19 protein-coding genes and 1 other annotated feature are annotated in these 24,219 nt (G+C 40.5%); of the genes, 18 read left to right on the forward strand and 1 reads right to left on the reverse strand.

Annotated features, from left to right (window positions below; genetic code table 11):
• Window positions 1-12 precede the first annotated feature (12 nt).
• The 16 genes from ABES52_RS00485 to ABES52_RS00560 all read left to right on the forward strand — a co-directional run bounded on the left by ABES52_RS00485 (window position 13) and on the right by ABES52_RS00560 (window position 19,762).
• Complete coding sequence (locus tag ABES52_RS00485) at window positions 13-330, forward strand: STAS domain-containing protein (RefSeq protein ID WP_429647866.1); 318 nt, start codon at window positions 13-15, stop codon at window positions 328-330.
• Window positions 330-1,178: a PP2C family protein-serine/threonine phosphatase gene (locus ABES52_RS00490; protein WP_429647868.1), complete on the forward strand. Its 849-nt coding sequence runs from the start codon at window positions 330-332 to the stop codon at window positions 1,176-1,178. The genes ABES52_RS00485 and ABES52_RS00490 overlap by 1 nt, the downstream gene beginning before the upstream one ends.
• Before the next feature lie 15 nt (window positions 1,179-1,193).
• Window positions 1,194-3,281, forward strand: coding sequence for a flagellar assembly protein A (locus ABES52_RS00495; RefSeq protein WP_429647870.1), 2,088 nt, complete (start codon window positions 1,194-1,196; stop codon window positions 3,279-3,281).
• Between the two features lie 17 nt (window positions 3,282-3,298).
• Window positions 3,299-3,610, forward strand: coding sequence for an STAS domain-containing protein (locus ABES52_RS00500; protein WP_429647872.1), 312 nt, complete (start codon window positions 3,299-3,301; stop codon window positions 3,608-3,610).
• A gap of 465 nt (window positions 3,611-4,075) precedes the next feature.
• Window positions 4,076-4,906, forward strand: coding sequence for a nitrilase-related carbon-nitrogen hydrolase (locus ABES52_RS00505; RefSeq protein ID WP_429647874.1), 831 nt, complete (start codon window positions 4,076-4,078; stop codon window positions 4,904-4,906).
• A gap of 134 nt (window positions 4,907-5,040) precedes the next feature.
• Window positions 5,041-6,402 (forward strand): NAD(P)-dependent oxidoreductase, encoded by a 1,362-nt coding sequence (locus ABES52_RS00510; protein ID WP_429647876.1) that lies wholly within the window; start codon window positions 5,041-5,043, stop codon window positions 6,400-6,402.
• A gap of 27 nt (window positions 6,403-6,429) precedes the next feature.
• A complete protein-coding gene (gene preA, locus ABES52_RS00515) occupies window positions 6,430-7,713 on the forward strand; it encodes an NAD-dependent dihydropyrimidine dehydrogenase subunit PreA (RefSeq protein ID WP_429647878.1) in 1,284 nt (427 codons plus the stop codon).
• Between the two features lie 24 nt (window positions 7,714-7,737).
• On the forward strand, window positions 7,738-9,150 hold the full coding sequence (hydA, locus tag ABES52_RS00520; protein WP_429647880.1) for a dihydropyrimidinase: 1,413 nt from the start codon (window positions 7,738-7,740) through the stop codon (window positions 9,148-9,150).
• An 80-nt stretch (window positions 9,151-9,230) separates the two neighbouring features.
• Complete coding sequence (locus ABES52_RS00525; RefSeq protein ID WP_429647882.1) at window positions 9,231-10,721, forward strand: NCS1 family transporter; 1,491 nt, start codon at window positions 9,231-9,233, stop codon at window positions 10,719-10,721.
• A 13-nt stretch (window positions 10,722-10,734) separates the two neighbouring features.
• The gene (locus ABES52_RS00530; protein WP_429647884.1) at window positions 10,735-10,962 is read left to right on the forward strand and encodes a hypothetical protein; all 228 of its coding nucleotides are present in this window, start codon (window positions 10,735-10,737) and stop codon (window positions 10,960-10,962) included.
• Window positions 10,963-11,367: 405 nt separating this feature from the next.
• On the forward strand, window positions 11,368-12,951 hold the full coding sequence (locus ABES52_RS00535) for a PucR family transcriptional regulator (protein WP_429647885.1): 1,584 nt from the start codon (window positions 11,368-11,370) through the stop codon (window positions 12,949-12,951).
• Between the two features lie 123 nt (window positions 12,952-13,074).
• Window positions 13,075-14,541 carry a CoA-acylating methylmalonate-semialdehyde dehydrogenase gene (locus ABES52_RS00540; RefSeq protein ID WP_429647887.1) on the forward strand — a complete coding sequence of 489 codons (1,467 nt, stop codon included), beginning with the start codon at window positions 13,075-13,077 and terminating at the stop codon, window positions 14,539-14,541.
• A 37-nt stretch (window positions 14,542-14,578) separates the two neighbouring features.
• On the forward strand, window positions 14,579-15,931 hold the full coding sequence (locus tag ABES52_RS00545) for an aspartate aminotransferase family protein (protein WP_429647889.1): 1,353 nt from the start codon (window positions 14,579-14,581) through the stop codon (window positions 15,929-15,931).
• A 119-nt stretch (window positions 15,932-16,050) separates the two neighbouring features.
• Window positions 16,051-17,424, forward strand: a complete 1,374-nt coding sequence (locus ABES52_RS00550) for a sigma-54 interaction domain-containing protein (protein ID WP_429647891.1) — start codon at window positions 16,051-16,053, stop codon at window positions 17,422-17,424.
• Between the two features lie 218 nt (window positions 17,425-17,642).
• Window positions 17,643-18,962 (forward strand): GntP family permease, encoded by a 1,320-nt coding sequence (locus ABES52_RS00555; protein WP_429647892.1) that lies wholly within the window; start codon window positions 17,643-17,645, stop codon window positions 18,960-18,962.
• Between the two features lie 23 nt (window positions 18,963-18,985).
• Window positions 18,986-19,762 carry a 3-hydroxybutyrate dehydrogenase gene (locus tag ABES52_RS00560; RefSeq protein WP_429647894.1) on the forward strand — a complete coding sequence of 259 codons (777 nt, stop codon included), beginning with the start codon at window positions 18,986-18,988 and terminating at the stop codon, window positions 19,760-19,762.
• A 105-nt stretch (window positions 19,763-19,867) separates the two neighbouring features.
• On the opposite strand, the gene ABES52_RS00565 is transcribed toward ABES52_RS00560, so the two are convergent.
• A complete protein-coding gene (locus ABES52_RS00565) occupies window positions 19,868-20,773 on the reverse strand; it encodes a MerR family transcriptional regulator (RefSeq protein WP_429647895.1) in 906 nt (301 codons plus the stop codon).
• A gap of 367 nt (window positions 20,774-21,140) precedes the next feature.
• Window positions 21,141-21,362: a binding site (T-box leader), on the forward strand.
• Between the two features lie 67 nt (window positions 21,363-21,429).
• Here ABES52_RS00565 and leuS point away from each other — a divergent pair.
• The gene (gene leuS / locus ABES52_RS00570; protein WP_429647897.1) at window positions 21,430-23,844 is read left to right on the forward strand and encodes a leucine--tRNA ligase; all 2,415 of its coding nucleotides are present in this window, start codon (window positions 21,430-21,432) and stop codon (window positions 23,842-23,844) included.
• A gap of 18 nt (window positions 23,845-23,862) precedes the next feature.
• The gene (locus tag ABES52_RS00575) at window positions 23,863-24,168 is read left to right on the forward strand and encodes a rhodanese-like domain-containing protein (protein ID WP_429647898.1); all 306 of its coding nucleotides are present in this window, start codon (window positions 23,863-23,865) and stop codon (window positions 24,166-24,168) included.
• Window positions 24,169-24,219 lie beyond the last annotated feature (51 nt).

Here is a 24,219-nt window from a genome sequence, read left to right on the forward strand (position 1 = left end):
GAGGGAGAGCATATGTCTTTAACAGTTGAAAAAGAAGTTCAAGAAAACACCTTAATCCTTCAAATTAAAGGAGTTTTAGATATTTCAACTGCACATGTCATTGAACCTTATTTAGAAGGGATTGATCGTATCGAAACTGTTATCTTAGATTTTTCGGATCTAGAATTGATCGATTCAACAGGCATTGGTGCGATTATAAATGCAATTTATTTATCTAAAGAAAAAAATTTTCAACTTAAACTTCAAGGAATGAACGAATTAACTCATCATGTCTTTGAAACAGTCGGTTTGTATAAGGTTTTAGATGCTTTAAAAGGAGAGTTTGGTTGATGTATAAAGATTATCTCACTTTTATTAAAGGAGAAACAACCTCAGACAATCAAAAGATCGCGGATAAAACTTTAGAGCGGGAGATTAACTTAGCTAGAAAGATACAAACTCAGCTGTTAAATGGAAAAATTCCTACATTTAAAGGTGGGGAACTAGCCGGTTCCTCTCTTCCTGCCAGATTAATTGGAGGTGATTATTACGATTTTTATCCTTTAGTGAATGGGAAGATACGAATGGTAGTAGGGGATGTAATGGGAAAAGGAATTCCTGCAGCCATGCTTATGATCTTAACTCGAGGTGCTTTCAGAAGTGCAGCTGAAAATACCAATTGTCCAGCAGAAACCCTTACATCTATGAACCAAGCATTATACGAAGATTTAAGAACATTAAAATCGTTTGTGACATTGTTTTGTGCAGATTACGATCCTAAAACTGGTATTTTTACGTATGCGAATGCAGGACATCTTCTTCCTCTTTATATGAACGGAAAAGATAAATCTATAGAAGAACTTCCAAAGGTAAGTGGAGTAATGTTAGGAGGAATTCCTAATCAAGTGTATAATGAGATTTCTATACAATTAAATGAACAAGATATCGTATTCTTTTATACAGATGGGATTGTGGAAGCACAAAATAAAAATGGGGAACAATATAAATTAGAACGGCTTATACAAACGTTATTAGAAAATCATGGGAATAGTGTAAATGAAATTGAAAAAAGTGTGATGGACTCGGTCCGTCAATTTACACAAGGTGTCCCTCAAAAAGATGATATCACAATGGTCCTTTTAAAAGTGAGTAAACAAAAATCGGATATTAACAGCAAAGATTCCCTTTTAATGAATTAAAGGGGGAGGGGTATCATGCAAAATGTTGTTTCGAAAGGAAAAGATATTGAGGAAGCTATTGAATTGGGTTTAGAGTTATTAGAAACAAAAATAGAAAATGTGAACATTGAAATCATTCAATCTCCGACAAAAGGTTTTCTAGGTATCGGTTCGAAACCAGCGATTGTAAAGCTTACGAAGTTAGAATCGGTTGATTCACTACAACAACCTAATAAAAAAGATTTTGAAAACCCTATCGGATTAATGGAACAAATGGTCTCTGAAATGAATGTTGATAAAATTGCCGAACAATCTGAATCGAATTTATTAGAGCAGGACAATCACATGGATACACTGGTATCGGACGTTCTTGTTGGTAAAGCATGGGTAAAAAATGGTATTTTATATTGTAAAGCATCTCCAACACATTTTCCAACGGTAACCATTGGCGAAGGAGTAAAATTATATCGAAATAATCAACTTGTGACAGAAAAAATGACGATTATTACAGACGAAGATGTACTTGAAATAAAAGTTGAAAATGAAGAAAAGGAAACAAAATGGAAAATTTGGATAGATGAATCAAAATTAAAAGTTCTTTTATACGTTGAACCTGGTTATAAAATCACCCGAAAATTACCTGATATAGAACCCGACCAACATATTGAACTGGTTGTACAGGAAAATAAAGAGATTTATAATACACTAAGCTATTCTGATGTAATTCAAAAGTTAGAATCGCTACGAGTAAAACACGACTTAATTCATCAAGGTGAAATTGTGAAAGCTCTTGAAGCAAAAGAACCGAGTACTTATGAAATTGGAACTGGTATAAAGGCAAAAGAAGGTAAAGATGGTTGGATTGAACTGAAAATCGATATACAGGCTCACAATGGTGTCACAGTAAATGAAGATATGAAAGTCGATTATCGAGAAATCAAAACCATTCCAGCTGTCGAAAGAGGTCAAGTGATTGGACTCATTCATCCCCCTATTCCTGGTCAACCAGGGGTAACTGTAACAAATGAACCTCTTCCAGCTAAACAAACTTATCCAATAGTACTTCAGAAGGGAAAAGGGATCATGACAGTTGATAACAAGATTGTTGCAACGGAATCTGGCCGCCCTAAAATTGAGCAAAAGGGACGTTTGGTCAAAGCATCCATTATGCCAAAACTTACTCATAATGGGAATGTAGATTTATCATCTGGCAATATCCGCTTTAAGGGGGACGTTGAGATATTTGGTGACGTTGAGAAAAACATGATTGTTGAAGCGGAAGGAGATATTATTGTTCAGAAAACCGTAAATATGGCTTCTCTTATTGCTTCTGGAGCTATTATTACTTATGGTAATATCATCAGTTCTGAGCTTTCAGCAGGCAAAAACAATCTGTTGATAGCAGAATTAGGACATTTACTGGGAATCATCCATCAAAATGTAGAAAAAATGATAGCGGTCATTCAACAACTAACTCAATCTCCTGCTTTTAAATCTAGTGACTTTTCTAGGGGCGGGTTACAACCATTAATTCAAATATTGTTAGAGAAAAAGTTTAAAAGTTTTCCGCCGTTAGTCAAAAAATACGTTGAGATTGTAGGAAAGGGAGAAGATTTTTTAGATGATGATGTGTGGAGGGAAATAGCCGTTTCCTTAACGAAACTTTTTTTATCTTTAACGAATGAAGTGATCTCTTTAGATTGGATTATTCAATTATCCCAAAAAATGAAAGAACTTCATGAAGTTAGTAAATCTCCTGTTGAACCAAATTCTTATATCTTTATTCCAAGTGCTCTAAATAGCCGTATCTATAGTAGTGGCAATGTATTTGTTATAGGTCAGGGATGTATTAATACGAAGATTCATGCAGGTGGAGTGTTAAAAATTCATGGCATCATACGCGGTGGAGAAGTATACGGGAGATTAGGCGTTGAAATTAATGAAACAGGATCGGAAAGAGGAATATCTACAGTCATTGCTGTTCCACATGATCAAAAAATTAAAATTAAGAAAGCGATGGAAGGTACCATCCTTAAAATCGGAAACGCGAAACATACATTAACAGATACTAAATATGATGTGATGGCGTATGTAGATAAGAATGATCGAATGGTTTTCAAATAAAAGAAGGAGAGGGAGAAATGATTGAATATTCTTTGTACGATAATAATGATCATTTAGATGTTAAATTAATTGGAGATTTGGATATAGATGGAACAGAGGTAGTAGAAGAAGAAATTATTCCGAAGATGGAAAAATATAAAACTATCCATATTAACTTTGAAGGGATTCAGTTTGTGGATTCAACTGGAATGGGCTTACTAATGAATATGGTTCAAAACCTGCAAGAAAAGGGTGTAAAGGTAACCGTATCTAACGTTAGACAAGATATAATGGATGTTTTTAATATTCTGCAACTTCCAGAAATTTTAGGTGAAGAGATATTTGTATAAAAATAAGCATTGTCATTGTTATTGAATTTACCGGAAAACCTCTGCAGCCGAAAGAAGGAGGGCTGTTGACAGATCAACAAAATCAGAGAACGATACCTTACCTACCTTTCCTAGTTAACCGTATCTAGTTATTTTTTCCAAAATTCCCACTTTTACCAAGAAGGGCTATATATTTTAAAAACAAAAGCGTTGCGACAATGTCGTGACGCTATTTTATTTTGCAAAATGGTATTGATAATCGATGTGATACTCTAGGATATTAACAAAATGGTGAACCAAGAGGCTTAAACATTTGACACAATGTTAAATGATTCCCACAAAAAAAGGACGTAAAATATACTTAAGATTCAGAAAAAAAAGAAGGGGAGTATCGCTGATTTCTACAGAAATATATTGAAAACGGTTACAATTAACAAGTTTCCTAGTTTATAAGTAATTATTCAAAATTTAAAGGGAGGTCTAAATATGGCGGACAAAGTGAAGATTGGGTTAATCCAAGCTTCCCATGATGTGGATGGGAACGAAGCAGTCGACGTTCACAAAAAGGCGGCAATTGAAAAACATGTGAAACTCGTGGAAGATGCAAAGAAAAAGGGTGCCCAAATTATTTGTCTTCAAGAAATTTTTTACGGTCCATACTTCTGTGCTGAACAAAATCCGAAGTGGTATGACTCTGCCGAAGAAATCCCAGATGGACCGACAACGAAGTTATTCCAGGAGCTAGCCCGAGATTTAGGTGTCGTTCTTGTCGTTCCAATGTATGAACGAGAAGGTATTGCTACTTACTATAACACAGCTGCTGTTATTGATGCGGATGGAACATATTTAGGGAAGTATCGAAAGCAGCATATTCCGCATGTCGGGGTCGGTAACGAAGGCTGTGGCTTTTGGGAAAAATATTACTTTAAACCTGGTAATCTAGGTTATCCGGTATTTGATACCGAGTATGCGAAAGTAGGGGTGTATATTTGCTACGATCGCCACTTCCCGGAAGGAGCGCGACTATTAGGATTAAAAGGAGCTGAAATCGTGCTGAATCCTTCCGCCACGGTGGCTGGTTTGTCCGAATACTTATGGAAATTGGAACAGCCGGCTCATGCAGTAGCGAATGGGTATTACGTTGGTGCCATTAATCGTGTTGGATATGAAAGCCCTTGGAACATGGGTGAATTTTACGGCCAATCTTATTTAGTCGATCCTCGTGGGAATTTTGTCGCCATGGGTAGTCGAGATAAGGATGAGGTTGTGATTGGTGAAATGGATAAAAAATTAATTCGAGAAGTGCGCGATACATGACAATTTTATCGAGACAGACGTCCAGAAACGTACGGAGAAATGACGTCACTTGTTCCATAAAAATTGAAACGATCGATGGATGGTATATTCATCGGTCGTTTTAACTACTGAAAAGGGCGAAGGGGGTAAACGGAATGGCAAATGGGGTTGTAAAAGAAGATTTAAAGAAAAATTTTGAGGAAGTAAATCCGGGATTAAACGACAGGGAAGCGTTAGAAGAAGCGTACCGATGTTTATATTGTTATGATGCCCCGTGCATTAAAGCATGTCCAACAGGAATCGATATTCCTGCATTTATTAAAAGAATAGCTACTGGAAACTTAAAAGGAGCCGCTAAAACGATTATGTCCGCCAATCCAGTCGGGGCGAGTTGTGCTCGCGTCTGTCCGACAGAAGAACTTTGTGAAGGTGCATGTGTGTTAAATCATTCCACGAAACCAATTATGATCGGTGACTTACAGCGATATGCGACCGATTGGGCGATAAAAAATGAGCAAGTTCTTTTCCAAGCTGGTAAGAAAAACGGTAAAAAAGTAGCCGTTGTTGGAGGGGGGCCAGCTGGCTTATCTGCTGCCAGAGAACTTGCTCTTTTTGGATATGAAGTCACCATTATTGAAGCTGAAGCAGAGGCTGGGGGCTTAAATACGTATGGGATTGTATCGTTCCGCTTACCAAAGGCCATCTCCTATTGGGAAGTGCAACAAGTAAAAAGCTTAGATGTAAACATTCAAACAAACACGAAAGTTGGCGTAGACATCACAAAAGACGAGTTGCTTAACCAATTCGATGCCGTTGTTTTAGCCGTTGGGATGGGAAAAGTTCCTTCGTTACACATTGAAGGGGAACAATTAAAAGGGGTTTACGATGCTATCGAATTAGTGAAGGAAACAAAAACGAAAGAATTGACTGATGAGTTCATCGGAAAGCGGGTTGTGGTGATTGGTGCAGGGAACACCGCCATTGACGCTGCTACATGTTCCGTTCGATTAGGGGCTGAAAACGTCAAAATTTTATATCGCCGAACAAAGGAAGAAATGACAGCTTATGACTTTGAATATGAATTTGCGAAACAAGATGGTGTCGAGTTTCGTTGGCTGACCCAACCAAAACGAATCATTGGCGATGAGAACGGTCGAGTGGTGGCGATCGAATGTATCAAAATGAAGCTTGGCGAAAAAGGTGTAGATGGTAGAAGAAGACCAGTACCGATCGAAGGATCGGAATTTATCTTGCCTGTAGATGCCGTTATTAAGGCAATTGGTCAAATTAGACACATGCCACTTATTGAGCATTTTGGCTTAGCACATAATGACGGTGTCGTACAAGTCAATCCGAAAACATATGAAACATCGGTCCAAAACGTGTACGCCTGTGGGGACGTAATTTTTGGTAAAGGCCAAGGGGAAGCAATGGTAGTAACAGCGGCACAACAAGGGAAGGAAGCAGCGTATGCCTTGCATCAACAATTATCCGAGTCCGTAAATAAAAACGTGTAACTATTAGGCAAAAGGGGGAACAGTGAGATGGCCGATTTACGAACGAATTTAGCCGGAATTCAGTCGCCAAATCCATTTTGGCTCGCTTCAGCTCCGCCAACAAACTCTGGATATCAAGTCCAACGGGCGTTTGAAGCTGGGTGGGGAGGTGCGGTATGGAAAACGTTAGGAGATCCGATTTTAAACGTTTCTTCCCGCTTTGCTGCCTTAACGTTTAACGGGAACCGCGTCGCTGGTTTTAACAATATCGAACTCATTACTGATCGACCGCTTGATGTGAACTTACAAGAAATTTATGAGACGAAAAAGAAATTCCCGGACCGGGCGGTAGTCGCGTCGTTAATGGTGGAGCCGAAAAGAGAAAAATGGCATGAAATCGTCAAACGAGTGGAAGACGTAGGTGTGGATGGATTGGAACTAAACTTTGGCTGTCCGCACGGAATGGCAGAGCGAGGAATGGGGTCTGCTTCGGGACAAGTTCCGGAATTAGTTGAAAAGCAAACATATTGGGTAAAAGAAGTGGCTCAAACACCGGTGATTGTAAAGCTCACACCGAATATTACGGATATTACCGTTACAGCCGAGGCAGCGGTTCAAGGTGGAGCCGATGCCGTCAGTATGATCAATACTATTAATAGTTTAATGGGCGTTGATTTAGATACGTGGAACCCGATTCCACACGTAGGCGGGAGGGGAGCACACGGGGGCTATTGTGGACCTGCTGTGAAACCGATCGCCCTCAACATGGTAGGCGAGTGTGCACGAAACCCACGTATTACCGTTCCGATTTCGGGAATGGGAGGGGTTTCTGATTGGCGAAATGCGGTGGAATTTATGTTAATGGGTGCTACAAACGTTCAAGTTTGCACCGCAGTTATGCACCACGGATTCCGAATTGTCCAAGATATGATTGATGGATTGAATAACTATTTAGATGAACGAGGAATTGCGTCAGTATCAGACATCGTCGGAAAATCCGTTGCAAAATATTCGGATTGGGGCGACTTAGACTTAAATTATAAAGTCGTAGCTCGCATTAACCCGGACGTTTGTATTAATTGCAATAAATGCCATATTGCTTGTGAAGATACCTCCCATCAATGTATTGACATCGTAACAGAAAACGGAAAAGAGATCTTAAAAGTTCGTGAAGAAGATTGTGTCGGCTGTAACTTATGTTCAATTGTATGCCCAGTGGATGGAGCGATTGATATGGTCGAAATTCCGAGCGAATTTGAACCGATGACATGGAATGAACGTCAAGCGTTAATTGGAGCAGGTGCTGATTGTAAAATCGACTTAACGAAATAAACGATTAAATGGGGAGGAAATTGGATGAAAAAATTAATTAAAAACGGAACCATTGTGACAGCTACGGATACTTTTGAAGCGGAAATCTTAATTGAAAATGGAAAAATTGTCGCCATGGGTCACCAATTAGATCCAGTAGGAGCCGAAGTCATCGATGCCAAAGGCTGCTACATCTTCCCTGGAGGAATTGATCCACACACTCATTTAGAAATGCCATTTGGGGGAACGGTATCAAAAGATGATTTTGAAACAGGGACAATTGCGGCTGCGTTTGGAGGGACGACGACGGTTATTGATTTTTGCTTAACTAACAAAGGGGAACCGTTAAAAAAAGCGATCAATACTTGGCATGCAAAATCAAAAGATAAAGCGGTTATCGACTATAGTTTCCATTTAATGATCGCTGAAATGAATGATGATGTGTTAAACGAATTACCGAAAGTGATAGATGAAGAAGGAATTACGTCGTTTAAAGTTTTTATGGCGTACAAAAATGTGTTCCAAGCGGATGATGAAACATTATTCCGGACATTGGTGGCTGCTAAAGAACTGGGCGCGCTCGTCATGGTTCATGCAGAAAACGGCGATGTTATTGATTATTTAACGAAGAAAGCATTAACTGAAGGAAAAACAGATCCGATTTATCATGCCCTCACTCGTCCACCGGAAGTAGAAGGAGAAGCGACAGGGAGAGCAGCTGAATTAACAGGATTAGCACAATCACAATTATATGTCGTTCATGTGTCGTGTGCTGAAGCAGTGGAAAAAATTACACAAGCTCGGAATCGTGGTTTTGATGTATGGGGCGAAACGTGTCCACAATATTTAGTACTGGATCAATCGTATTTAGAAAAGCCGAATTTTGAAGGAGCTAAATATGTGTGGTCACCTCCGTTAAGAGAAAAATGGCATCAAGACGTTCTGTGGAATGCGTTAAAGAACGGTCAACTCCAAACATTAGGATCTGACCAATGTTCCTTTGATTTTAAAGGTCAAAAAGAACTCGGTCGCGGCGACTTTACAAAAATTCCGAACGGTGGTCCGTTCATTGAAGATCGTGTCAGTGTATTGTTCTCTGAAGGGGTGAAAAAAGGGCGTATTACCATTAATCAATTTGTGGATATTATGTCAACACGTATTGCAAAGTTGTTTGGTCTGTTCCCGAAAAAAGGCACAATTGCCGTTGGAGCTGATGCGGACCTCGTTATTTTTGACCCGAATGTGGAGCGTACGATTTCTGCTGCTACTCATCATATGGCAGTAGACTACAACGCCTTTGAAGGGTTGAAGGTGACAGGAGAGCCGGTTTCCGTATTGTGCCGTGGTGAATTTGTCGTCAGGGATAAGCAATTTGTTGGTAAGTTAGGATACGGAAAATATTTGAAACGTGCGAAATACGGTCAACTATTAAAAGAAGACGTTAAGCAAACGACATAAGGATATAAACTGTTGCTTGACCGAGCGACCGGTCAAGCAACGGTTTCGAAAAAATGGGCATTCCAAAAGGGGAGATGCGTATGAAAAAAGAGATTAATTATTTAAAATCACCAGACTTGCTACCGATTCCACAGCATGAGCGGAAAATTACGACACTAGGTTTTGCTTTTATGTGGGTCGGAATGGTCGTTGTATTAGCGACATTTGCAATCGGTGGGGCCGGTGTTCAATCATTGCCACTACCTCTCGTTTTGTTAGGTACCATTATTGGTTCCCTTGCTATTGGCTTTTTTATTTCGCTGACCGCAGATATTGGGATTGAACATGGACTTTCGTTTCCTGTTTATATGCGTGCTCCATTTGGTACGATAGGCACGCACATTCCGTCTATCGTACGTGGATTAGCCGCTTCGATGTGGTTTGGGATTAACACGTATTTCGGGTCTACAGCGATGAACGGAATATTAAATTTGCTATGGGGATTTGACAATTGGTTTTTATGTTTTATTTTATTTGCTATCGTCCAATTACTCAATACAGCACTTGGAATTAAAGCTGTTGAACGATTCGCTGATTTAGCCGCACCGATTATTATCCTCATTTCTTGTTGGATGTATGTTTCATTATCTGACAAAGCGGCACTTCAAGGAAGAGATGTATGGAGCTGGGCCGAAAATCCAGTGACTGGCGCTGCCGCTTTCACCGCCTTTTTAGTCGTCATCTTCAGTAATATGGGCTTCTGGTCAACATTATCTGCCGATATTCCTTCCATTTCCCGTTACATTAAAGCACCGAAACACGAACGAAATTGGTTTAAACGAAACAAAGGAGCACTTATTGGAAGTTTAGTCGCTTTGCCATTAACGCAAGCCTTTATGGTGTTAATCGGTGGAGTGGCGTACGTTGCTGTAAAAAATTATGACCCTGTGATTGCGTTACAAGAAGCAGCTTCTGGATTAATTTTAGGAGTACTGCTACTCATGATTGTGTTAGCTCAATGGTCAACAAACATTTCTGCTAACATCGTACCGGCGGCAACCATTTTCTCCAACGTTGGTGGTCCGAAGTTTCCGTTTTGGGCAGGAGTCATTGCAGCAGGGATTGCGGGAACGATAGTCCAACCGTGGAACTTGTTTGGGGTCATTATTCCGATTCTTCTCTTTGTGGGAGGCATTCTTTCGGCCATTGTTGGCATCCTTGTCTCTGACTACTATTTCATTCGAAAGAGACGGGTAAACGTGCACGATTTGTATAAGCGTAACGGGCAATTCCGCTATATGAACGGTATTAACTTAGCAGGTTTTATATCTTGGATTGTTGGAGGAGGCGTTTCTTATTTCTTCCCGAGTTATTCGTTCTTAGTCGGTTTTGTTGTCGGAGGTGGCTGTTATTATGTTCTAGGAAAGTACTGGTGGTTTAAAAAATATAAACAAGCTGAACTAGAAGATCCAAGTGATGAAAAATATTTAGGAATTACGGTTGGAAGAGATTGGGACATTCCGTTAGAGGATGAAGTCGTCATTACAGGTTCTTCCGACGTATTTATTATCGATTCAAGTAAATCGACATAGGGAGGGATTTTCCATGAATGATTCTATTGTGTATGAAAAAGAACGTGCCGAAATGGATTATTTATTAAGTAAAGGTTATGTCATTACCAAAGTGAACGAACATTTAAACGGGGCGATTGTTGAGTTTGAAGACCCACAAGGTGAACTTCCGAAAGAAGTGTTAAACATCACAAATGCCGATGCCCGAAAGTACTTTTCGTGCATTATTCGGCGTCAAAAGTCCGTAAAAAACCAAACGTAAACCTAATAGAATGGGCTCTTCATAAGGGGTCCATTCTTTTTTGTGGTTCCGACATCTTAAATTTTGGCTATGTTATATGTCATTGTTGATTTTTAGCAAGTTATTCACACGGCGGCGACTCTAGCGGGAACTAGAAGCCGCAAGACCGTTATTTGAGCGTAGCGAGGGAAGCGGCTTGCACCTTGCCCGCGGAAAGCGTCCGCCACAAGCGAAATGTATAAATTTCAACAGTATCGTTAATCAGAGCCTAAATTTTAAAAAATGTAAGTGGATATGAAATAGTGGTCCCTTCATGTCGAAAACTCCCACGTTTTCACTAGTATTGTATTGTTTTGTAGATTTCAAGACGCATGGACAAATCCACGATATAATGGAGTTAGACATTTTGTAAAAGGAGGCGACGCTATGCAAGATGTTGCCTGTCTCACTGTAAAGGATATATTAAATCGAAAGTATTTTGATAACGCAGAAGTTGTTGCAGGAAAGTCGGGATTAATGCGAAAGGTTAAATGGGTTCATGTCGTAGAAGTTCCGAAAATTCAACAGTTGTTGAACGGCCAAGAGTTAATTTTATCAACAGGTGTGGGCTGGAAAGAAGACGAACAACTATTTCTCCACTTTTTAAACGACCTCATCCTTAGTCAAGCCTCTGGTTTGTGCATTGAAATGGGGACCTATACAACTACTATTCCTTCGAGTGTGCTCTCCTTAGCTAATCAACATCATTTTCCTATCATTGTTTTCCGTGAAGAGGTCCCTTTTGTAAACATTACCCAAGATATTCATACTTACATAATCAATCAACAATATTCCATTTTACAAAAATTAGAAGCGTATTCCCAGCAATTAAATGCACGTCTTTTATCCGTTCATCATTTTAAAGAAATTCTCGGATTATTGCATTACTATACGGGTTATCACGTCGTTTTGACGCTAGCAAATAATGAAGTATATGTGTTGCCGGATGGACAAGAAGACATCATAAACGATCTTGAACAGAAATCCAGTCATATAGCGATGAAAGAAATTTATGTCATGAACAAGCCATACGGAACACTTTATATCATGGCTCAAAAGAAAGAAATAAGTGAAGTCGATGTGCTCATATTAAATCGTACAGCAACCGCATTAGCACAACATTTTTTACGAGAGATGTTTGTGGAAGAAAAAAAACGGGGCAAACAATCGGAGTGGATTCGTTCTTGGTTAGAAGGAGTCGATTCAATTAAAGGAGAACAATTGATCCATTCATATTTCAAGAAAGGGATTAAAGGTGGCGTGGTTTGTTTTGTACGGACGAAAGAAGTAGAAGGCTACCATGATGGAACGTATTTTCACCTTTTTGCCCGGTCTATTTTTGAACAATTAGGCTTTCATTTCCTTGCTGCCGAGCATGCAGGAGACCATATCTTTGTGTTGTTCAATCAAAGAGAACATCAACATTGGAAAGAGCGCGTTCAACGTGGATTAGAAAAAATCATGAAAATGCCAGAAACGTATAAAAGGAACATTCATATCTTGACAATCGGGATTGGTAAATATGCACATCAATTATCCGATTTCCCTACGAGCTTTCAAACAGCCAAAGAAGCCATTCGAATTCATAGAAACATTCGCCAAACAAGTGGCCTATGCTTTTATGATGAGTTGCACATGTATCGCATTATCGGACTGTTGCAACAAAGTACGAATCTACAAGAAATCATAGCGGAATATTTGCAACCGCTTATTGACTATGACCGGAAACATCACGGGAAGCTGCTCGAAACATTGAAAGTATTTTTACAATGCAACTGTTCGAAAAAAGAAACAGCGAAAAAACTATATGTTGTTAGGCAGACACTGTATCATCGATTGTCAAAAATTGAACAATTGTTAGGCAAAGACTTTTTACATCCGGATAAACGGATAGCGATTGAATTAATGCTGTATGCCCATGACTTTTTACAACAAGAACAGACGGCACAATCATCCATATCAATCGATTAAATAAGATATTCATAATGTGTAATAGGGTGTAAAGAACATTTGACATTATGTCTAATGAATGGATTTTAAACATAAGGGATAATGGACGTAGGAAAAGATTGCTAGAAAGGGAGGATGGGAGAAATGGAAACGACAAAGAAAAGTACGAAACTCGTTCAAAATTTTATTGGGGGCGAATGGGTGAAATCAAAAGGAACTACTGTCCTAGACGTTCCAAATCCAGCTACGGGGGAAGTGCTCGGTCAAGTACCACTATCCACTAAAGAAGATGTCGATCATGCGGTAAAGGTAGCGAAAGAAGCATTTCAAACGTGGAAAAAAACACCGGTACCGAAACGGGCGCGTATTATGTTTAAATTTCATACATTACTTGTTGAGCATCACGAAGAACTAGCGAAGTTAGTCGTACAAGAAAACGGTAAAGCGTATAAAGAAGCGTACGGCGAAATTCAGCGAGGAATCGAATGTGTTGAATTTGCCGCAGGTGCTCCTACCTTATTAATGGGAGAATCGTTAAGTAATATTGCTGAGGATATCGATTCGGAAATGTTCCGTTATCCGCTCGGTGTCGTCGGTGGCATTACTCCATTTAACTTCCCGATGATGGTTCCACTATGGATGTTCCCGTTGGCGATTGTTTGTGGGAATACGTTTGTATTAAAACCTTCTGAGCGAACCCCGTTAATGGCCAATCGTCTAGCCGAACTGTTTACGGAAGCGGGGGCACCGAAAGGAGTTCTAAATGTCGTACACGGAGCACATGATGTAGTAAATGGTTTATTGGAACACCCAGATATTGCGGCTATCTCTTTCGTTGGTTCCCAACCGGTGGCTAAATACGTGTATGAACGAGCAGCAGCGAATGGAAAGCGAGTACAAGCATTGTCTGGAGCGAAAAACCATCATATCGTTATGCCTGATGCTGATATGGATAAAGCGCTACAACATATCATGAGCTCGACGTTTGGTAGCGCAGGCCAACGTTGTATGGCGTGTAGCGCAGTCGTTTTAGTCGGGGATAACGACCAATTCATACGCGAATTGAAAAAACACGCCGACCAATTACCGATCGGAAATGGGATGGATGAAGAAGTTCTTTTAACCCCAGTTATTCGAGAGGCCCATCGGCAAAAAGTACTTGGCTATATTGAAAAAGGAATTGAAGAGGGGGCTGACCTTGTTCGAGATGGACGAAGAGAAATGGCGTTATTTGAAAAAGGAAATTTCTTAGGTCCAACGATTTTTGACCATGTGACCCCAGAGATGACGATTGCGAAAGAAGAAATTTTTGCCCCTGTGTTAAGTGTACTTCGTGCGAAAGATTTAGATGAAGCGCTTAACTATATTCGGAAATCACGCTATGGCAATGGGGCGACAATTTATACTAAAGATGCGAAAGCGATTCGAAAGTTCCGTGAAGAAGCTGATGCAGGCATGCTTGGTGTCAATGTCGGTGTGCCGGCGACGATGGCGTTTTTCCCGTTCTCGGGATGGAAAGATTCATTCTACGGTGATTTACACGTAAACGGAAAAGACGGGGTGAACTTTTATACGAAGAAGAAGATGATTACGTCGCGCTTTGATTTTTAATTCGTAGGGGAAATTTTTTGCGGAAGGGGAGTCAGTGATGCCAGTTAGTGAACGGCATGATTTATTGAAAAAAGACGATGCCTACATTTGGCATTCGATGAAGCCGTACAATCCGGATGCCACCATGGTGGTGGACCATGCAGAAGGTGTGTGGATTACAGATATTCACGGAAACAAATATTTAGATGCGATGTCTGGATTGTGGTGTGTAAACGTCGGATATGGTCGGAAAGAATTAGCGGAAGCGGCATATGAACAATTGAAACAACTCTCTTACGTTCCGTTAACGCAAAGTCATGTTCCAGCCATTGAGTTAGGAGAAAAATTAAACGAATGGCTCGGAGACGACTATGTCATCTTTTTCTCGAATAGTGGCTCCGAAGCGAACGAAACGGCTTTTAAAATCGCCCGCCAATATCATCAACAAAAAGGGGAACACAATCGATATAAAATCGTCTCCCGTTATCGTGCCTATCATGGAAACTCCATGGCGGCCTTAGCAGCAACCGGTCAAGCCCAACGAAAGTTTAAGTATGAACCACTAGCACCAGGGTTTATTCACGTATCTCCACCTGATACGTACCGGATGACGGATGCAGATGAAAAAGATCCACACAACATGGCGTGCGTGAAAGAAGTGGATCAAGTGATGACTTGGGAGTTAAGCGAAACGATTGCCGCGATGATTATGGAGCCCATTATTACAGGAGGAGGTATTCTCGTTCCTCCAGAAGGCTATATGAAAGCCGTAAAAGAGATTTGTGAAAAACACGGAGCGCTCTTAATCGTCGATGAAGTCATTTGTGGCTTTGGACGAACAGGAAAACCGTTTGGTTTTATGCATTATGGAGTAAAGCCGGATATTATCACGATGGCGAAAGGAATTACAAGCGCCTACTTACCGCTTTCAGCAACAGCGGTTCGAAAAGAAATTTATGAAGCGTTTAAAGGAAGCGAAGAATATGAATTCTTCCGCCATATCAATACGTTCGGTGGAAATCCAGCAGCCTGTGCACTCGCCTTAATAAATTTAGACATTATGGAAAACGAAAAGCTTTCGGATCGTTCAGCGGAAGTCGGCGAACGAATAATCAATGATTTACGAAATCTGTTACAAGACCATCCATATGTCGGGGATGTCCGTGGAAAAGGACTGTTAATCGGGATTGAACTTGTAAAAGACAAACAATCAAAAGATCCTCTTGAGAATAAAAAAGTGAATCAGGTGATTAGCAAGTGTAAAGAAGACGGAGTCATCATCGGGAAAAATGGATACACGGTAGCGGGGTATAACAATGTCCTCACATTAGCTCCACCGCTTATCATTGAAGATGAAGATGTTGCTCTATTAATTCAAACGTTGAAAAAAGCTTTATATTCTATCACATAAAAGGGTTTTGTGAGCTCGTAGTCAACCACGACTACGAGTTTTTTTATAGTTGTAATTTTCGACTAAATGGGAATATTCGGATTATGATAAAATAATGGAAAAAGAAAGTAGGTGATGCAGTGAATACTTACTTATACCAAATGCCACTTTCTATGGTGGAATCGATATTAGAAAACGCCTTTGAATGGCTGGTCGTAGTCGATCGTGAAGGGCGAATTATTTACATTAACGAAAGTTATTGTAAATTTCTTGAAATTGATCGTGAAAAAGCGATTGGCAGACACGTCACCGAAGTGATTGAAAATACAAGAATGCATATTGTTACCCAAACCGGGAAAGAAGAACTAGCCGACTTACAATATATTAAAGGAAATTACATGATTGCCAACCGCATTCCGATTAAGTTAAACGGGGAAGTGATAGGTGCTATTGGTTCGGTCATTTTTCGGGACACGAGTGAATGGATGCAAATGAGTAGTCATGTAAAAAATATGATGACCAAGATTGAAAGCTATATTGAAGATATTAATAGTGGAGCGAAATATTCCTTAGAGCATATTTTAGCCACATCACCAAAAATGAAAGAATTAAAGGAACGGGTGAAATTAATTGCTTCCAGTGATATTTCGGTGCTTATTCGTGGTGAAAGTGGTACGGGAAAAGAATTGTTTGCCCATAGTATTCACCGATTGAGTCAACGAAGTGAACAACCCTTTATTAAAGTGAATTGTGCTGCCATTCCTGAGCATTTGTTAGAATCAGAGTTATTTGGATATGAAGAAGGAGCATTTACCGGTGCAAAAAAAGGAGGTAAAAAAGGAAAGTTTCAACTGGCCAACGGCGGAACCATTTTTCTAGACGAAATTGGGGACATGCCGCTTAATATGCAAGTAAAGCTACTAAGGGTTCTTCAAGACCAAGAGGTAGAACCAATTGGTGCCACGAAGCCTGTACAGCTAGATGTTCGCATCATCGCTGCCACGAATCGTCCGTTAGAAAAAATGATGGAAGAAAAACGTTTCCGAGAAGATTTGTATTATCGAATTAACGCGATTCCGTTTCATATTCCCCCATTAAGAGAACGGCCGGAAGATATTTTGGTACTTGCCAACCATTTTATCCAACAAGCAAGTAAAAAAGCAGGAAAACGGATTAAAGGAATGACAAGGGAAGTTGAACACTTGTTATGTACTTATTCATGGCCAGGAAACATTCGCGAGCTCCAAAATGCATTGGAGGCAGCCACTTATTTATCTAGTGGTGAGTGGATTACAAAAGAGGTATTACCCGATTACTTGAAAAAAGACGATTCCCTATATCCATTTGGGAACAAAACGTTAAAAGAAATGTTAGAAGAAACAGAGAAACGCATTATTCAACAAAGTTTACAAATGCACCAATACGACAAACTTCAAACAGCGAAAGCGCTCGGAATCAGTAAATCGAGCATGTATGAAAAGCTGAAAAAATATGAGATAGTCGACCGTCCATAAATCTGGAATTCATTCCATTTTTCTGGACGGTTATTTTAGTCATAAAATTGTCACAATTTTTAATATTCGTCCAGAAAATTGGAATCCAGCTTCGGAAAAGCGTTGTCCTTACGGAAGTAAAAATTGGCATGACTTTTGCATCTGTTACATTTGGTAACGTTTTCATATGGTCTCAAGTGACCATCTATTTGTTTAAAAACAGGATAGGGGGAAATGGCATGTTAAGTATGATCGGTCTCATTGGGGGATTACTATTACTTATTTACTTAACGATGAGGGGAATGAACATTTTAGTCGTCGGTCCGTTAGCTGCCGTCTTTGTGGCGGTCCTTAGTGGAATGCCGCTTTTTCCACAGCTAGCAGCGGAAGGTGAGGCGAACCTTGTCACCAACTATATGGGAGGATTTGCTGGTTTTATTACGTCATGGTATCTCATGTTCTTACTTGGAGCGGTGTTTGGAAAAGTGATGGAAGAAAGTGGGGCAGCAGATAGTGTTTCGAAGTTTGTGGTAGATAAATTTGGGATTAAGTATGCCGTGTTAGCTATTGTAGCCGCGTGTGCCATTTTAACGTACGGCGGGGTTAGTTTGTTTGTAGTGGCATTTTCCGTCTATCCGATGGCGGTTAGTTTATTTAAACAAGCCGATTTACCAAGACGATTTATTCCCGCTGCCTTAGCTTTTGGTTCCGTTACCTTTACAATGACTTCCGCTGGTTCACCGGAAATACAAAACTGGATTCCAATTGAGTACTTAAATACGGATCCGTATGCCGGATGGGAAGTGAGTTTAATCGTCGCGATTTTTATGGCGATATTCGGTTACTGGTGGTTAAAGCGAATGATTCAAAAAGCGGTGGAACGTGGCGAACGCTTTGAGGCGCGAGAAGGAGATCCAGAAACATTAAATAAAGAACTACCCTCACCGATTCGAGGGTTAATTCCTCTGATAGTGGTGCTTGTCGTATCATATATTTTCCACGACTCGTTAAAACAATCCGCTTTAATTATCGCTTTATTAGGTGGTGTTATTGCCACGTATGTACTGAATCGAAAGTTTTTCCAATCTTTTTGGAATGCGGTGTCAGAAGGAACGGTCGGTGCCTTAATTGCGATTGGAAATACAGCAGCAGTCGTCGGCTTTGGTGGTGTTGCTAAAGCGGTACCAGCGTTTGAAACAGCGGTTGATTTTATGACGAGTATTCCAGGTTCACCGTTAATTGGAGGAGCTCTTGCGGTTAGTGTGATTGCTGGAATGACGGGTTCTGCTTCCGGTGGGCAAGCGATTGCTCTTCCTATTTTAGCTCCACATTACATGGAACTAGGTGTCAATCCTGAAGCGTTACACCGGGTCGTTTCGATTTCTTCAGGCGCGTTAGATACGCTTCCGCATAACGGGTATGTAGTGACCACCATTCGATCAATTTGTGGTGAATCCCATCAAGATGCCTATGGTGCGGTCGGTGCTTTAACTGCTATTGTACCGCTATTAGGAGTCATATTAGCCATCATTTTATTCTCTTTAGGACTTGGAATTTAACGTTGAAGGAGCTGTTGGGACACATGGTTCGTGAAAAAGTTGTCTTTATCACTGGTGCAGCACAAGGAATTGGGTACGAGATTGGTAAACGCTTTGCCGAACAAGGGGCAAAAGTTGTGTTAACCGATATTCAAGAAACACAAGTAAAAGAAGCTGCCGACCAACTGAAATCGGAAGGATACAAAGTCATCGGTCTTAAGTGTGATGTGACAAATGAAGAAGACATTCAACGAGCGATGGATGAGACGGTTGAGAAAATGGGGTCGTTAGATGTTCTTATCAATAACGCCGGCATGCAATACATTTCCATGATTGAAGACTTTCCGACAGAAAAATTTGAACAACTCATTAAAGTGATGTTAATTAGCCCATTTATGGCTATCAAAAAAGCGTTGCCGATCATGAAAAAACAGCAGTTTGGCCGAATTATCAATATGGCGTCTATTAACGGTCTTGTCGGGTTCGCCGGTAAGTCGGCTTATAATAGCGCCAAACACGGGGTAATTGGGTTAACAAAAGTGGCAGCATTAGAAACGGCGACTGATGGTATTACCGTGAATGCCATTTGCCCAGGCTATGTGGATACTGAACTTGTTCGAAACCAGTTACACGATTTAGCCAAAACGAGAAACGTTTCCGTTGAGAAAGTACTTGAGGAAGTGATCTATCCACTTGTTCCACAAAAACGTTTACTTTCCGTCGACGAAATTGCTTTCTATGCTTTGTTCCTCGCTAGCGAAGAAGCAAAAGGTATCACGGGGCAAACAGTTGTGATTGATGGAGGATATACGGTGCAGTAACCTTTATGGTAATTTCTAATATATTTCAACCGAAAAACAGGGTTGACTAGTAAACTGCTAGTTAACCCTGTTTCATAGCTTTCAAGCGGCCTCAAATCCTTCTGATTATTGGTGTAAAATAGCTGAAATTTGGTCGGTTAATTCAATGTGTTGTAAGGTTGTTCCTTTTAAGTACATAAATGCACCAGGACCACCTAAGTAAAATTGAATATGCGGGTACTTTGAGGCAAATTCATCAAGCTCTTCAATCAACCGTTCGTTTCTTTCAAAAGGAAGTCTCGTTACCGCCGAGAGGACGACTTTTTTTGGATTTAACAGTTGGACGGTGGATTGAATAGCTGTAGGAGCAGGAGAAGGTCCGAGCATCACCGTTCGCCATCCTCGTAACATGAATTGGAGTAAAATCATGTGTAATGGAATTTCATGTCGTTCCTCAGGTAAACAAGCACCTAATACGAGGGGAGCTTTTTCACTAATAGGAAAATTCCGTCTTAGTTTTATTAGGAAATCACGAACCACTAAACTCGATAAAGCTTCTTGATATTCTCCCCACCGACCATCTTTCCAACGATTTCCCACTTCTTTTAAGAATGGGATTACAATAGAATCAAGAAATGATTGTAATCCAAATAAATGGTAGGCTTGGTCTAATAGACGGTTTAATTGTGCTTCATTACCGAGCGTTCCTTCCTGCAATAGAGAATCAACAAATTCATTGACGTTTCCCGTCGTTTCTTGATATTCCGCTGTTTGAAGTGTAAGGCGCGACGTTTCTATTTGTTGTTGTTTTATATTCATGACCGCCTGCTTAGCAGTTTGACCCATTTCGATCAATGATTTCATCTTTAGTAAGATATTTAATTCATTCGCGCTATAGATGCGATAACCGTTGTCTAACCTTTGTGGTTGAATGACTTGGTAGCGTTCTTCCCATTTTCGGATCACTTGTTTGGAAAGACCGGTAATATTCGACACTTGTTGAATGTTATATATTTGGTTAGATTGATTCATCTTTATCCCCTCTCATCCAGCTGCGTATGAACCGGTAATCTTTTGATAAATGAAAGCGGAAATTAAAAAAGGCGATGTTAAATTTCATTGTTGATTTTTAGCAAGTTATTCACACGGCGGCGACTCCAGCGGGAACAAGAAGCCGCAAGACCCAGACTTGAGCGTAGCGAGGGAAGCGGCTTGCGGCTTGTCCGCGGAAAGCGTCTGACTGGAGCGAAATGAATAAATATCAACAGTATCATTATACTAATGCAGCGTATAATATTCTTCAATCCATATCAGGATGTTTTTGTCTTACAAATTGTGTACGCAGGGGTTGAAAGGAAGTATAAATTTCTCTAAAATAGTGAATACAGTAAATAAAAATTGGAAAGCGAAGATAAGGAGTAGTAGTGGTTTACGGCTTGTTTTACAGAGAGTTGACGGTCGGTGCAAGTCAACCAAGCGAACCATGAACTCGCCTTGGAGCTACAAGCATGAACGGGAACCAAGTAATGCTTGTCGTGACTCTGCGTTAAGGAGCCTTAAGTGAGTGTATGTACACTAATTTGGGTGGTACCGCGGGAGAAAGATACCTCTCGTCCCATATCGGGATGAGAGGTTTTTTTATTTCCTAACTTGTGGAAGAAAGATTGTAATTTAAAGGAGGTCTTGTGATGGCGTTTCCGCACAAAGAGATTGAGAAAAAGTGGCAAAAGTATTGGGAAGAGAACAAAACATTTAAAACAGTTGACGATGATTCCAAACCGAAATTTTATGCATTAGACATGTTCCCGTATCCGTCTGGTGCGGGCTTACACGTTGGTCACCCGGAAGGATACACGGCAACGGATATTCTTTCCCGTATGAAGCGGATGCAAGGGTACAACGTATTGCATCCAATGGGGTGGGATGCGTTCGGCCTTCCAGCTGAGCAGTATGCCCTTGATACAGGAAATGATCCAGCAGAATTTACAAAGAAAAACATCGATAACTTCCGTCGTCAAATTAAATCACTCGGATTTTCTTACGACTGGGACCGAGAAATAAATACGACAGATCCTAATTACTATAAATGGACACAATGGATTTTCTTAAAGCTTTATGAAAAAGGATTAGCCTACATTGATGAAGTACCGGTCAACTGGTGTCCTGCTCTTGGAACCGTATTAGCGAACGAAGAAGTCATTGATGGAAAAAGTGAACGAGGCGGTCACCCAGTTGAGCGTCGTCCAATGAAACAGTGGATGTTAAAAATTACAGAGTATGCAGACCGTTTACTAGAAGATTTAGAAGAACTTGACTGGCCAGAAAGCATTAAAGAAATGCAACGTAACTGGATTGGCCGTTCAGAAGGGGCAGAAGTAACGTTCCAAATCGACGGTCACGACGAAACGTTTACTGTTTTTACTACTCGTCCAGATACGCTATTTGGGGCAACATACTGTGTACTTGCACCAGAGCATCCGTTAGTAAAGAAAATCACCACTCCAGAGCAACAAGTAGCGGTAGAATCTTACTTAGATCAAATTAAATCAAAAAGTGATTTAGAACGTACCGATTTAGCCAAAGAAAAAACGGGCGTCTTTACGGGTGCGTATGCAGTGAATCCAGCGAGCGGTAAAAAAATGCCGATTTGGATTGCTGATTACGTGTTAATGAGCTACGGTACAGGTGCGATTATGGCAGTTCCTGCTCATGATGAGCGCGACCATGAGTTTGCGAAAAAGTTTGACCTGCCAATGATTGAAGTTGTGGCGGGAGGTAACATCGAAAAAGAAGCTTATACTGGTGATGGCGAACATATTAATTCTGAGTTTTTAAATGGTTTGAACAAAGAAGAAGCGATTGAAAAAATGATTCAATGGCTTGAAGAAAAAGGAATCGGTGAGAAGAAAGTTACGTATCGCCTTCGTGACTGGCTGTTTAGCCGTCAGCGCTATTGGGGAGAGCCAATTCCTATTATTCATTGGGAAGATGGAACAATGTCGACAGTTCCTGAAGAAGAACTTCCGTTAACGCTACCAAAAACAGATGAAATTAAACCTTCTGGGACAGGCGAATCACCATTAGCGAATATTGACGAGTGGGTGAACGTAGTCGACCCGAAAACCGGTAAGAAAGGTCGTCGGGAAACAAATACGATGCCACAATGGGCAGGTAGTTGCTGGTACTACTTACGTTATATTGATCCGCATAACGACCAAGCATTAGCAGATCCAGAAAAATTAAAGAAATGGCTACCTGTTGATATTTACATCGGTGGCGCTGAACATGCGGTACTGCACTTACTATACGCTCGTTTCTGGCACAAAGTATTGTACGACCTCGGTGTGGTTCCGACAAAAGAACCGTTCCAAAAGCTATTTAACCAAGGAATGATTCTTGGGGAAAACAACGAAAAAATGAGTAAATCAAAAGGGAACGTTGTAAACCCAGATGAAATTGTAGAAAGCCATGGTGCAGATACGCTTCGCCTTTACGAAATGTTTATGGGTCCTCTAGAAGCGTCCGTAGCATGGTCTACAAAAGGACTTGACGGTGCTCGTCGTTTCCTTGACCGTGTATGGCGCCTCATTGTGAATGAAGATGGTTCACTATCTGAAAAAGTGGTTGATGGCGACAACAAAGCATTAGATAAAGTGTATCATCAAACAGTGAAAAAGGTATCGGAGGACTTCGAAAACCTTCGCTTCAACACAGCGATTTCCCAAATGATGGTATTCATTAACGAAGCCTATAAAGCAGACACGCTTCCAAAAGCATATGTGGAAGGATTTGTGAAATTACTATCACCAATTTGTCCACATATTGCCGAAGAGCTTTGGGAAAAACTTGGTCATAACGACACGATTACGTATGAACCATGGCCAACGTACGACGAGTCTAAACTTGTCGATAACGAAGTAGAAATCGTCCTACAAGTAAACGGAAAGGTTCGTTCGAAAATGATGGTGTCTCGCGATGCGACTCGCGAACAACTAGAAGAGCTTGCCCTTCAAGATGAAAAAATTAAAGAACTTATCGAAGGAAAAACGGTACGCAAAGTCATTGCTGTACCTGGTAAGTTAGTGAACATTGTCGCAAACTAAATGAAAGAGGGTAGGATGATGGAAGAAATCCAAATTATCACTCCGGAAGAGCTAAAAGAAAAATTAGCAGCTGGCGAAGAATTACATTTAGTAGATGTTCGTGAACATGAAGAAGTAGCGGAAGGAAAAATTCCACAAGCGAAGCACATCCCAATGGGGGAAATTCCTAATTCGTTAGACCAGTTTGACAAAGATAAAGAATATATCTTCATTTGTCGCTCTGGACGCCGTAGTGAAAACGTCTGCTATTATTTACAAGAGCTAGGCTACAAAGTCCGTAACATGGTGGGCGGCATGCTTGAATGGACAGGCGACGTGGAGTAATCGCTGGAAGGAAAGAACCGGGGACGTTTACTGGTATTATCCCCTACAGGT

Origin of the sequence: Aeribacillus pallidus (assembly GCF_050478865.1) — a bacterium.
Classification (GTDB): Bacteria; Bacillota; Bacilli; order Bacillales; family JACDOC01; genus JACDOC01.